General features: G+C 73.9%; 8 protein-coding genes. 5 read left to right on the forward strand and 3 right to left on the reverse strand.

Features of this window, described 5'->3' with window-relative positions; genetic code table 11:
- Nucleotides 1-95: 95 nt before the first annotated feature.
- Nucleotides 96-2,126 carry a thioredoxin domain-containing protein gene (locus GPA10_RS01410; RefSeq protein ID WP_157163868.1) on the reverse strand — a complete coding sequence of 677 codons (2,031 nt, stop codon included), beginning with the start codon at nucleotides 2,124-2,126 and terminating at the stop codon, nucleotides 96-98.
- A gap of 182 nt (nucleotides 2,127-2,308) precedes the next feature.
- Here GPA10_RS01410 and GPA10_RS01415 point away from each other — a divergent pair, with 182 nt between their 5' ends.
- The 4 genes from GPA10_RS01415 to GPA10_RS01430 are packed head-to-tail and all read left to right on the forward strand — an operon-like array spanning nucleotide 2,309 to nucleotide 10,324.
- The gene (locus GPA10_RS01415) at nucleotides 2,309-5,572 is read left to right on the forward strand and encodes a tetratricopeptide repeat protein (protein ID WP_157163869.1); all 3,264 of its coding nucleotides are present in this window, start codon (nucleotides 2,309-2,311) and stop codon (nucleotides 5,570-5,572) included.
- Between the two features lie 46 nt (nucleotides 5,573-5,618).
- Complete coding sequence (locus GPA10_RS01420; protein WP_157163870.1) at nucleotides 5,619-7,859, forward strand: hypothetical protein; 2,241 nt, start codon at nucleotides 5,619-5,621, stop codon at nucleotides 7,857-7,859.
- Nucleotides 7,860-7,865: 6 nt separating this feature from the next.
- Entirely contained in the window at nucleotides 7,866-9,188 is a 1,323-nt protein-coding gene (locus tag GPA10_RS01425; RefSeq protein ID WP_157163871.1) for a CHAT domain-containing protein, read from the forward strand.
- Nucleotides 9,185-10,324: a hypothetical protein gene (locus tag GPA10_RS01430; RefSeq protein WP_343040170.1), complete on the forward strand. Its 1,140-nt coding sequence runs from the start codon at nucleotides 9,185-9,187 to the stop codon at nucleotides 10,322-10,324. The genes GPA10_RS01425 and GPA10_RS01430 overlap by 4 nt, the downstream gene beginning before the upstream one ends.
- Before the next feature lie 152 nt (nucleotides 10,325-10,476).
- On the opposite strand, the gene GPA10_RS01435 is transcribed toward GPA10_RS01430, so the two are convergent.
- On the reverse strand, nucleotides 10,477-10,749 hold the full coding sequence (locus GPA10_RS01435; RefSeq protein ID WP_157163872.1) for a hypothetical protein: 273 nt from the start codon (nucleotides 10,747-10,749) through the stop codon (nucleotides 10,477-10,479).
- On the reverse strand, nucleotides 10,742-11,623 hold the full coding sequence (mca, locus tag GPA10_RS01440; RefSeq protein WP_079087115.1) for a mycothiol conjugate amidase Mca: 882 nt from the start codon (nucleotides 11,621-11,623) through the stop codon (nucleotides 10,742-10,744). The genes GPA10_RS01435 and mca overlap by 8 nt, the downstream gene beginning before the upstream one ends.
- A gap of 120 nt (nucleotides 11,624-11,743) precedes the next feature.
- Here mca and GPA10_RS01445 point away from each other — a divergent pair, with 120 nt between their 5' ends.
- On the forward strand, nucleotides 11,744-12,193 hold the full coding sequence (locus GPA10_RS01445) for a DUF4307 domain-containing protein (RefSeq protein ID WP_157163873.1): 450 nt from the start codon (nucleotides 11,744-11,746) through the stop codon (nucleotides 12,191-12,193).
- The last annotated feature ends 60 nt before the right edge of the window (nucleotides 12,194-12,253 follow it).

Here is a 12,253-nt window from a genome sequence, read left to right on the forward strand (position 1 = left end):
CCTGCACGCCCCTCGCCTGAACGCTCATCGGCCTCCGGCCTCGTCCTCAATCGCCGGACGGGCTCCAGACGAACGGCCGGTCAGGGCAGGGCCGGTCAGGACAGGGTGCCGAGGGTGGTGGCCAGTTCGGTGGGGTCCGTGGTCGGGCGGTCGCAGACGAAGTTGCGGCAGACGTAGGCCGTTTCGCGGTCGTCGAGCGCGGGCCGGTCCGCGAGGAGGGGAAGCTCGCCCCCGGCGGGCCCCGCGGCGACGACGGCGCCGGGAGCCGTACCGAGCAGGGCCACGCGGTGCATCGCACCGCCCACCGCGCCGACGACGGCGACCTCCCGGGGCCCGTCGAGCGCGGCCTCGGCCACCGCGAGCCCGTGCCCGATGAACCGCGGCACCCGCGGCCCGAGTGCCTTGACGACGCCGAGGGCGCGCTCCGCCGCGTCCCGGTGCGGGCGCGCGCCGGTGTGCGCGGCGTACGCAAGCAGCGCGCCCGCCGCCGCCGTCCACCCGGAGGGCGCCGCGTTGTCCGTCGGGTCCTGCGGGCGCCGGATGAGCCGCTCCCCGTCCGCCGCCGTGTCGTACAGGGCGCCGGTCTCCGCGTCCACGAACTGGGCGAGGACGTGGTCGAGGAGGAACCCGGCGAAGTCGAGCCACACGCCCTCTCCGGTCACGGAGGCGAGGGTCAGGAACCCCTCGGCCACGTCGGCGTAGTCCTCCAGGACCCCGGCGTTGGCGCCCGCCTGCCCGTCCTTGGAGGTGCGGGTGAGCCGGGCCCGGTCGTCCATGTGGAGGCGTACGAGGAGATCGGCGGCCCCGACGGCCGCCGCGACCAGGTCGGGCCGGTCGAACAGCGCGCCCGTCTCGGCGAGCGCGGCGACCGCGAGGCCGTTCCAGGCGGCGACGACCTTGTCGTCGCGGCCGGGCGCGGGCCGCTCCGCGCGGGCGGCGAGCAGCCGCTCGCGGATGCCGGCGATCCGCTCGGGGTCGGCGACGGCGCCCTCCTCGCCCTGGCGAAGCTGGAGGACGGACGCGCCCTCCTCGAAGGTGCCCTCCTCGGTCACGCCGAAGTACGCGGCGGCGAGGTCGCCGTCCGCCTCGCCGAGGACCTCGCGCAGCTGCGCGGGTGTCCAGACGTAGTAGGCGCCCTCGACGGGCCCGCCGGTCACCGGGTCGGTGCTGTCGGCGTCGAGCGCGGAGGCGAAACCGCCCTCGTTGGTGCGCAGTTCGCGGACCAGGAAGTCGGCGGTCTCCAGTGCGACGCGGCGGGCCAGGTCGGATCCCGTGGCGCGCCACAGGTGGGCGTAGGCGCGGCACAGCAGCGCGTTGTCGTACAGCATCTTCTCGAAGTGCGGTACGACCCACTCCCGGTCGACGGAGTAGCGGGCGAAGCCGCCGCCGAGCTGGTCGTAGATCCCGCCGCGCGCCATCCGCTCGCAGGTGTCGGCGACCATCTGAAGGGCGCCCTCGGCGCCGGTGCGCGCGTGGTGGCGGAGCAGGAACTCCACGACCATGGACGGCGGGAACTTCGGGGCGCCGCCGAAACCGCCGTGGGTCGCGTCGTAGTCCCTGGTCAGCCCGAGCAGCGCGCGGGCGAGGTCGTCCTCACCGGGCAGCTGCCCGTCCCCGAAGGAGAGCTGCCGCTCCGACAGATCCTTGACGATCTTCCCCGCGACCTCGCCGACCTCGTCCCGGCGGTCCGCCCAGGCCCGCCGCACCCCGTCGAGCACCTGCGCGAAGGACGGCATGCCGTGGCGCGGCTCGGGCGGGAAGTAGGTGCCGAAGTAGAAGGGTTCGGCGTCGGCGGTCAGGAACACCGTCATCGGCCACCCGCCCTGGCCGGTCGCCGCCTGGACGGCCTCCATGTAGACGGCGTCGACGTCGGGCCGCTCCTCGCGGTCGACCTTGATGTTCACGAAGTGCTCGTTCATGAGCGCGGCCGTGGTGTCGTCCTCGAAGGATTCGTGCGCCATGACGTGACACCAGTGGCAGCTCGAATAGCCGACGGAGAGCAGCACCGGCACACCGCGCTCGCGGGCCGCGGCGAACGCCTCGGCCGACCACGGCCACCAGTCGACCGGGTTGTCGGCGTGCTGGAGCAGGTAGGGGGACGTCTCATGGGCCAGTCGGTTCGGCATGGCCCCCATCCTCGCGCACCGCGGCCCCGATCCGCGGAGTCGCTCGCGCCGACGCCTCGTACGCAGGACACTGACACGTACATGTAGAGGTACGGCGCAGACGTATTCGGTTCGGGTATGGGGCAGACGTACCTGGATCAGGTACGGGACACAGGCACGTGCCGCTCTCGGAGGGGGACCACATGCGGGACAGCCATCGGGCCGAGGCCGAGGGGCTGTTGGCACGGGCGGTCGAGGAGGAGGTCCGGCGGACCGGCGGGCGCTCCGACGGCGGTGTGCTCCTGTCCCGGGCGCGCGGCGCCCTCGACGCCATGGCGCAGACGGCGGCCGAGGAGTACGAGGCGTACACACGAGCCCTCGACGAGGCGGCGGCCGGGCAGCTGACGTTCGGCCAGCGGTACGCGAAGGAGGGCGCGGGCACGCCGCTCCTCGTCGCGGCCGTCGCCGCCGTCGCCGCCACGGTGGCCGACCTCGCGCTCGGCACGGGCGGCTCCACGGCGCTCGGCGCGGGTGCCGCCGTCGCGGTGGCGGGGGCCGCGGCGACGGTGGTGAAGGTGACGGCGTCACACGTCCCGGCCGCGCAGCGGCACGCGGGCGCGGTGAGCCAGCCGGGCGGGCCCGAGCAGTTGCGGTTGCAGTGGCTGACGGCTCTGGAGGTGCGGGGCATCCGGCCGTTCCTCGACCAGCAGCGCGTCCTGACGGCCGCGTCGGGCGGCGGCGTGGCGGGCGGCGCGCAGAAGAAGGCGGCGCCGCAGCTGCGGCGCACCGACAAGAGCGCGGCGGCACGGCGGCGCACCGTACTCGAACAGTCCTACCATCAGCTCCCGCAGTCGCAGGGGCCGTTCGCGGGGCGGCGCGCCGAGCTCGGGCGCATCGCGCAGTGGGTACACGCGGGCCGCGCGAGCACCCGGACCCGGCCGACGGTCGTCGTGCTGCACGGCCCGCAGGGCGCCGGGCGGTCCTCGCTCGCGGTGCAGGCGGCGCACGACCTGAAGGACCAGTTCCGCGGCGCCTGCCTGGTGGATCTGCGCGGTGACACGCCCGGCGCCCCGCCGCTGTCCACGCGCGACGCCCTGCTGCACCTCCTGAACCGCCTCGGCGCTCCGCGCGAACAACTGCTCTTCCGGGAGCGCTCCACGCAGGAGCAGCAGGTCAAACGGCTCAGCGAGCTCTACCACAAGCACCTGACGGGCGTGGAGGTCGTCATCGTGCTCGACGACGCCGCCGACCCCGAGCAGGTCCGCGTCCTCGTCCCCGAGCGCTCCGACAGCCTCGTCCTCGTCACCGCCCGCGAACCCCTCGACCTGCCGGAGGACCTGCCCGCGTCGGTGCACCGGCTCCCGGTCCAGGCCCTGGACACGGCGGGCGCGGAGCAACTGCTCCGCGAGTCGGCGCAGGACCTCGCGGGGCCCTACGACGCGGCGTCCCTCGACACCGTGCGGGACCTGTGCGGCGGCCTTCCGCTCGCGCTGCGCGCCGCCGGTTCGTCCCTCGGCCCGCGCACCCCGCTGCAACTGGTCGCCGACCTGTCCGCGTACGGGCCCCTGGACGCCGTACCCCCCGTCGAGCGCGCGCTGCTGCTGCGCTACACCGACCAGTCGGAGACGGCGCGGCGCCTGCTGCGGCGGCTCGCGCTCGCCGGGCGGGCCTCGCTCGGCGCTGCGGCCGCGGCGGCGCTGCTCGCCACCTCCGAGGCGGAGGCGGGGCGCCAGCTCGCCGCCCTCGCGCGGGCCGGGCTCATCGACCACGTACGGGGCGACCGGTACCGCCTGCACGACCTCGTCCGCGCCTTCGCGCAGGCCCGGCTCGCCGACGAGGAGGAGCCCGCGGAGCGCACGGCCGCGCAGGAGCGGCTCATCGCCGGCTACGGCGAGCTCGCCGACTCCGTGATCCGCCTCGTCGACGGCAAGACGTCCACGCGCGCCGACCACTTCGGGCAGCACGGCTTCACGTCCCTGGACTCCGCGCTGCGCTGGCTCGACGACGAGTCGACCTTCATCACGGCGGCGCTCAGGCACGCCGAGGGCGTGGACCCGCAGGCGGTCCTCAACCTGCTCGGTGCCCTGTGCGACTACTGCCTGCTGCGCGGCGACCTCTACCGCCTCGGCGATATCAGCGAGTTCGCGCAGTCCCTGGAGAAGGCGGGCGCGGGCGCCCCCGGCACGGCCGGGCAGAAGCGCATGGAGCGCAGCGTGCAGTGGCGCACCGGTATCGCGGCCCGCCAGATCGGCGACCTCGACCAGGCCCGCTCCACGCTCTCCTCCGTCGTCGACCTGTACTTCGAGGCCCACCAGGACGCGGGCGCGGCCCGTGCCCTCGGCTCCCTCGGCATCACCCTGCACCACCAGGGCAATCTGTCCGAGGCCGCGGCGCGCCTGCGCGAGGCGCTCGACCTCCAGGTCTCCGCGGACCTCGCGGGCGACCGCGCCTGGACCCTGCACGCACTCGCCGCCGTCGAACGCGACCGCTCCCGGCTCGGCGACGCCCTGGAGATGCTGAACACTGCCCTGGCCCTGCACCGCGACAGCGAGTCCGTGCACGGCGAGGCCTGGGCGCACTTCCAGCTCGGCCAGGTGTGTCTGCGGATGGGCGAGGTGGAGCGCGCCGAGGAGGAGCTGCGGCGGGCCCTCGATCTGTACGCCACCACCCGCGACGCCCGCGGCGAGGCCTGGGCCCTCACCCAGCTCGCCCGCGCCCGCCTGGTCGCGGGCGATCCGGCGCCCGCCGTGGACGGCCTGCGCGAGGCCGTCTCCCGGCATCGCGACAACGAGGACGCCCGCGGGGAGGCCTGGTCCCTGTACTACCTGGGCCAGGCCCTGGAGGAGGCGGGCGATCTCGCGCAGGCCGTCCGCGACCTGGAGCGGGCCCGCACGATGTTCTCGCGCATGCGCGACGTGTACGGCCTGGCCTGCGCCCGCCACCACTCGGCCCGCGTCACCCGCGACCAGCGCGCCGCGCAGACCGGCTCCCTGCGCAACTCCGGCTTCGCCCGGCAGCTCCTGATGGACGCGCGCGCCGACTTCCAGCGCATCGGGGTCGCGCACGGCGAGGCGTGGACCTGCCTGGAGCTGGCGGTCGTCGACGCGGGCAACGCCCGCACCCAGGCGGCCCTCTCCCTCTGCGACGAGGCCGTCGCCCTGTTCGCCTCCTACGGCGACCGGCGCGGCGAGGACTGGGCCCACTTCCTGCGCGCCACCCTCCTGCCCTACGCCTCCCCCGGCGGCTGGGAGATCGGCACCGCGGTCGCCCAGGAGGAACTCGCCCAGCTCTCCCGCACCGCCCATCCCCTGCGGGACGGGAAGCTCGACGAGTACGTGGAGGCGTATCTGCTGTTGCTGGAGCGGGGGGCGGAGCTGGATGCGGGGTGGCAGGGGTGGCGGCTGGGGATGACGCCTAGTCGGCATGCCAGGGAGATCATGGGCGTTCCGGTGGCCGGTGCCCAATAGGCGGTACATAGTGGGGTGTTGACGACGCGGACGGGGGTGGGGCGCCATGCGTGACCGGCTGCCGGAAGATCCGGCGCCCTCCAAGGGCCCGCGCCGGCTGACGGATCTGCCTCCGCCGCTCGCGTCGTTCCTCCGGCCCGGCGACGAGAGTCCGGCGGTTCTGGAGCTGTACGGGCGCTCGGACGTCGCGGTGTTCAGGCTGGCAATCCGCCTCGCGAGACTGGCCCGGCAGCCGGAGTCGGGGCAGCGGTTCCGGCCCTGCTGGGTGACGGTCGGCACGGCGGGCACGGCGGCGCCGGACCTGTTCCTGCTGGGGCTGGCCGAACGCCTGCTGCACGGCCGTCCTCCGCCCGTTCTGTACGAGCTGCTGTCGGCCGATCCCGACTATTTCACCGACGTTCTGGTACGGGAGTGCCGAAAGGCCCTGCTGGACCTGCCCTGTCTGGTGGTCGTGGACGGGTGGGCCGACACCGGACTGGCGGGGACCGCCGCCCGGCTGACCGAGGGCACGCGGTGCCGGGTGCTGCTGATGTCCAAGGCCCGGCGCCGGGCGGCCACCACGGGAGCGGTGGGGTACGAGGTCCCCGCGGGGGCGGACAGCGGCGAGGCGAGGTCCGGCCGAGCCGATGAGGCGCCCTTGGACCGGCTCCTGCTGGCTGCCGCCCTGAGCGGCTCGCTGAACCTCACAGAAGAGGCGGACGCCTGCGCCGACCTGGCCGTCCGGCTCCTGTGCCAAGGCGACCCCGACAGCGCGGCGCTCCTCGACCTGCTCGAACCCCATCTGGTGGGACGACAGGGCCTGTTCCGGCTGCTGCGGCTGAAACATGCTCTCCTGGGCCGTACGGGCAACTGGGAACCCCTGCGGACCGTGATCGCCGCGGCGGTACGGGAGACGGGTCGCCCCCTGCCGGCCGTGGACGTGCTGGCTCCGCTCGCCACCGCCCGCGCGGCCCGCGAGACAGCGGTCGCCCGACGCCACGCGGGCGCCTTGGGCGAGGCGATGGCAACCCTCGACACCATCCCCGACTCCACACCACCGGACGGCTGGGCCCTGCACACCCGTGCAGCCGTGCTCTGCGACAAGGGCGAACCGGCGGGCGCCGAGCGGCTGTTGCGCAGCGCCGTCGAAGCGCACCAGGTACGCGGTGACGTACGCGGAGAGGCCTGGGCCATCCACCACTACGGCCGTCAGCGACTGATCCGCGGTGCCCTGGAGGAGGCACGGAAGCACCTGGAGACCGCGCGGCACATGTTCGTCGGACTGGGTGACCAGCAGGGGCGGGCCTGGTCCACGACGGAGCTGGGGCGGGCGCAGCTGCTGCACGGCGCGTACGGGGAGGCCGTCCACACCCTGAGCAAGGGGCTCGGCCTGCATTTGTCCAACCAGGATCTGCGGGGCAAGTACTGGACGTATCTGTATCTGGCCCTGGCACACGCCGAGTCCGACGCACCGGCGCAGGCCACACCGTTGGTCCGGGACGCGGCACGGAACTTCCACCGCATTCCCGACCTGCTGGGGGTGGCCTGGGCGCGGCACTTCCACGCAATCCTGCTGTCGGGCGTCCCCGGTACCGCGGACAAAGCCGAGAGCCATCTGCGCTCCGCCCGCGCGGGCTTCCGCCAGGCCGGGTGCCGGCACGGCGAGGCCTGGAGCCTGCTGGAGCTGGCGGAGCTGCGCCGCAAGGAGACGGGGCTCGGTGGCGGGACTGTCACCTACGCACAGGCACGCCGCCTGTTCGCAGCGATCGGGGACGAGTCCACCCGGCGGTGGACCCGTCCGCTGCCCTTGATCACCTCGGCGACGGCCCGCTTCCCGGAGCGCCCTCCCCTCCTCGCCCGCCTCGTCGTCCCCGAACCGGGCGCCGCCTTCGACTGGGGCGTCCTCATCCCGGCGGCCCACTCCCTCGTCCGTCTCACCCTCCACGACGAGCGCTCCACCGCCGGTACGGCATCCCGCATCGCCCTCCACATCGACCCCGGCCCCGACCACCCCTGGTCCACCCCCACCGCCGACCACCCCTGGCTCACCGCCCGTGCCACCCCCCTCACCGCCGCCGACGTCGAACCCGCCCACGCCGTCACCCTCAAACCGTCGCCCCGCGACCCGGACGGCGCCGAGTTCCTGTTCACGCCGCGCCGGGCGGGGCGGCACCGGCTGCTGTTCACCGTCGAGGACTCGGCCACGGCCACCGTCCTTCAGCAGGTCGAGACGTACATCGACGTCACCGACGGCGAGGCCGGGACCCCGGACGCCGCCGGGTCGCCAGAAGCGCTGCGGAGGGCCTAGACAGAGATGGCCCACGAGCTGCCCACCCGCATCACGCACGACCCGAGCCTCGGCTTCACCCGGCTGCCGCGGCGTGTGATCCGCCACCCCGACCTGGTCGTCGGCCTCGACGCCCGGCGCGACGACGAGAACGTACGGGCCCGGATGTACGGGCCCGCCGTCCCCTCGCTCAGCGGCTCCGAGCACACCGTCACGCTCAGGGTGCGGCCCCGCGAGGTCCGTTCGGTGGCCGCGCGGCTGCGGCAGATGTGGCGGGACGAGTTCGTGGCCCTGACACCCCTGGACCCGACGGGCCGCCCCGCCCCGGGCCGCACCCCGCTCCCGTACGCCTCCCTGGTCGACCTCACCGCCGAACCGGAGGCCGAACTCCGCGCCGCCCTCGCCCGGCTCGCCCTCTACGGGACGCAGCTCCTGTACGACGTGCTCCTCGGCGGCGAGGACGAGGAGCTCAAACTCTTCCGCGGCTTCCTGACGGACGCCCTGAGCAGCGACCGGGCCCTGCGCATCCGCTTCCACTCCGATCTGTTCCTGCCCTGGCCGATGCTGTGTCTCCCGGCCGCCGCCGACGACGACGGCAACGATGGCGACGACGACGGCGAGGGACCGGCCCCGGAGCGGGTGTTCCCGCGCTTCCTCGGCTACCGGCACCAACTGGAGCACACCGGCGGCAACGCCTACGCCCGCGTCGCCGACGACCGCGACCCGCCGCCCCGCAGGGCCCCCGCGGTCAGCCTCAACCACGACACCGGCGTGGACGCCCAGGGCCTGACCCTGGCCGCCGAGGTCGCCGCCGCTCTCGCCGACGGCAACGACTTCGTGGAGCGCACCACCCGCGCCGAACTGGAGCGCGCCCTGCGCGACAGCCTCCTGGACGAGCAGCTCATGTACTTCTGGTGCCACGGCCACTTCACCGCGTCCGGCGACGAACCCCCGTACCTCGTACTGAGACTCTCCGACCAGCGGGCCATCGACGCCTACACCCTGCGCGCCCACCGCCCGCCCCTGGACGCCTGCGTGCCCTTCCGGCCCTTCGTGCTGCTCAACGCATGTTTCGCGGGGCTGCCCGGCAACGCCGACCTGGCGTATCTGGGGCGGGCCCTGTTCGACGCGGGGGCCTGCGGGATCCTGGGGCCGCAGATCGAGATGCCGCAGCGGTTCGCCGCCGAGTACGCGCTCGCCTTCGTCACCCGCTATCTGGCGGGGCGCGAGACCGCAGGGGGCATCGCCCACGACCTGGCCCGCCACTTCGCGGACACCTGCCGCAACCCGCTGGGCTTCGCGTACGCCCTGCACAGCGGCATGGACAGCCGATTGGAGCGCACCGCGTGAGCGCCGACACCGCGGGTGCCGTCAGCGAGGACCCCGCCTCCGGCGGCATCGCCGCCGTCGTCGACCTCGACGAGAGCGGCTGGCCGCTGCGGCCCTCCCGCGAGGGACCGCGCCCCGTCCCCGCCCCCGGCCTCGCCGCCCACCTCGCGGAGCGGCTCACGCCACCGCCGTGGGCGACGGACATCGTCGTGTACGTCCACGGCTGGCAGACCTCACAGACATCGGCGCTCGGCGCGCTGCGCACACTCCTCGCCCTCGTGGAGCGCCGCCGCTCCGAGCGGCCGGAGCTGTACCCACGGCTCACGGCCCGCCCGGCTCCCGGCGCGGGCGTGCCGGGCACCGGGATGCGGGGCAGGGGCGTGCGGGACGGAGGCGTGCGGGACGCGTCCGCGGCGGGCGGCGGACCGGGCTTCGCGCCCTGGCCCGTCCTCGTCCGCTGGCCCTCCCGCTCCCTGCCCTCCCTCGGCGGATACCGCCGCATCCGTGACCGTGCGCACGCCATGGGCACCGACGATCACGCCGCCCGCGTCATCGGGCAGTTGCTCGGCTACCTCGACGAGCAGCGCGGCGACCCGCACGCGGCGCCGGTCCTCGCCAACCGCCGCGGCCAGTATCTGCACCTCGTCGGGCACTCGTTCGGCTGCCGGTTCCTGTGCGAGGCGGTGCAGTGGGCGGCGGCGCCGCCGGGCGGGAGTCCGGGCGGGACGCTGGGGTGGAGCACGCCGGTGCCGCCGGGGCGGCCGTTCACCGTCGACTCGATGCTGCTGCTCCAGATGGCGGCGCCCAGGGACGCCTTCGCCGCCACCTTCACCGCGCTCGCCGGGGCGCCGCTGCGCGGCCCGGTCGTGGCGACGTACTCCCAGCACGACCGGGCCAACGGCTTCTGGCATCTGCGGGCGGAGCGGCGGGCGGGCATCGGGTACGCCGGGATCGGCACGGCGCCCGCGCCCGTGTCGGGCATCCGGATGCGGGGCACCGGCGAGGCGTATCCGCACGACGCCCTGGACCACCGCTTCGTCAGCGTCGACGCGGGCGGCGTCTTCGTACGCGGCCGGGGCCCGGCGGGCGCCCACTCCGACCACCTGCGCCCGGAGACGGCACACTTGCTGCTGTCACTGGCCGACCACTCGCGGTGACCGCCACGGCGCGTCCGGGTGATGTCCCCCAGCCCGTCCGGCGTTTGAGGACGAGGCCGTTCAGGCCGATCAGGGGGTCCGGGGGCGAAGCCCCCGAGTGCGGTGCGCCGGACCTACCCGCCCGACACACCCCACCAGAGCGCGCAGAGCCCTCAGGCCCCCTTGGAACCCTTGCCGCCCGCGGCACCGGCCCCCGCACCGGCACCGGCGGAGCCCGTCGCATCCGAGGAGTCCGGCGACTCCTTGAAGTCGACCTTCCCCATGTGCCGTTTCATGGACTTCATCAGTCGCCACACCGCGAGCGCCATCACCGCGAACACGATGAACCCCAGAACCCCGGGGGTCACCTTGTTCTCGTCGACCTCCTTGGCCAGGGGGACGAGGTGCGTCACTGCAAGGCTTGCGCTTCCGCTCATGTCAGGCATTGTCGCGGATGCCCGCGAAGAGGTCGTCCTCGGGGAGGGAGGTATCGACGAGAGACTTCGCCAGCTCGTACTCCTCGGTGGGCCAGACCTCCTTCTGGAGCTCCATCGGAACCCGGAACCAGCCGCCGTCGGGGTCGATCTGGGTGGCGTGGGCGATCAGGGCCTTGTCGCGGATCTCATAGAAGTCGGCGCACGGGACGTGCGTGGTCAGCGTGCGCTCGACCCGCTCGAACTCGTCCCAGCGCTTCAGCCACTCGCCGTAGGGCGACTCCAGGCCGCGGTCCAGCATCGCCTGGTGCAGCGCCTCGGTGCGGGGGCGGTTGAAGCCCTGGTTGTAGTACAGCTTCTGCGGCTGGAAGACCGGCCCGAACTCGCTCTCCGGGTACTTCTCCGCGTCCGCCGCGCCGTCGAAGGCCACCATCGAGATCTTGTGGGTCATGATGTGGTCGGGGTGCGGGTAACCGCCGTTCTCGTCGTACGTGGTGATCACCTGCGGGCGGAACGCGCGGATCTGGCGCACCAGGGCCCCGGACGCCTTGTCGACGTCCTCAAGGGCGAAGCAGCCCTCGGGCAGCGGGGGCAGCGGGTCGCCCTCGGGCAGGCCCGAGTCGACGAAGCCGAGCCACTCCTGCTTGACGCCGAGGATCTCGCGCGCCTCGTCCATCTCCTTCTTGCGGACCTCGTGGATGTGCTCCTGGATGTAGGTGTCACCCTGGAGCTTGGGGTTGAGGATGTCGCCGCGCTCCCCGCCGGTGCAGGTCACAACGAGTACGTCCACCCCTTCGGACACGTACTTGGCCATCGTGGCCGCGCCCTTGCTCGACTCGTCGTCGGGGTGGGCGTGAACGGCCATCAGTCGAAGCTGCTCAGTCAAGACTCGATCCTCAGGTGTCCGGCGCCGCTGTGTGCTGTGGCGCCCTCGGTCGTCCGGCGTTGTGCGGGGCTTCTATAGTGACGGAACCGGGGGGCGGAAAATTCCGGCAGGAGGACGATCATGACCGCGGTGAGCGGCGGCACGGGTGGCGGTCCGGCCACGGGTGACGGCGGCGGTGCGGCCACGTCGGTCCCCGAGGGTCGTTACGGTCGCACGGCCGACGAGCGCATCGACCGCAAGCTCAAGGTCGTCGGTGCCGTCCTCGGTGTCCTCGCCCTCGGTGTGCTCGGCTGGTTCGGCTACGACTCGATCGCCGGGTCCAAGGTCAGCGGCGAGATCATCAAGTCCGACATCGTCTCGGACACCTCCGTGGAAGTGCATCTGGAGGTGCACAAGAAAGCGGACGCGAACGGCTACTGCACGCTCCGCTCCCAGGCCGAGGACGGCTCCGAGGTCGGCCGCGCGGACTTCCGCTTCGACCAGGACAAGGGACGCATCGACAAGGTCGTCACGCTGCGGACGGCCGAGCGCGCCACCAGCGTCGAGCTGGTGAGCTGCCACAAGGACTGAGCGCGGGCCGCCGCCCGCGCCGGACGCGCGCGCCCCCGGGCCCCCGGGACCGGACAGGGC

This window comes from Streptomyces typhae (assembly GCF_009755605.1).
Taxonomy (GTDB): domain Bacteria; phylum Actinomycetota; class Actinomycetes; order Streptomycetales; family Streptomycetaceae; genus Streptomyces; species Streptomyces typhae.

Bases quoted from the DNA above. Each gene is read 5' to 3' on its own strand.
- GPA10_RS01410 (WP_157163868.1), bottom strand. From the start codon at position 2,126: ATGCCGAACCGACTGGCCCATGAGACGTCCCCCTACCTGCTCCAGCAC.
- GPA10_RS01415 (WP_157163869.1), top strand. From the start codon at position 2,309: ATGCGGGACAGCCATCGGGCCGAGGCCGAGGGGCTGTTGGCACGGGCG.
- GPA10_RS01420 (WP_157163870.1), top strand. From the start codon at position 5,619: ATGCGTGACCGGCTGCCGGAAGATCCGGCGCCCTCCAAGGGCCCGCGC.
- GPA10_RS01425 (WP_157163871.1), top strand. From the start codon at position 7,866: ATGGCCCACGAGCTGCCCACCCGCATCACGCACGACCCGAGCCTCGGC.
- GPA10_RS01435 (WP_157163872.1), bottom strand. From the start codon at position 10,749: ATGCCTGACATGAGCGGAAGCGCAAGCCTTGCAGTGACGCACCTCGTC.
- GPA10_RS01445 (WP_157163873.1), top strand. From the start codon at position 11,744: ATGACCGCGGTGAGCGGCGGCACGGGTGGCGGTCCGGCCACGGGTGAC.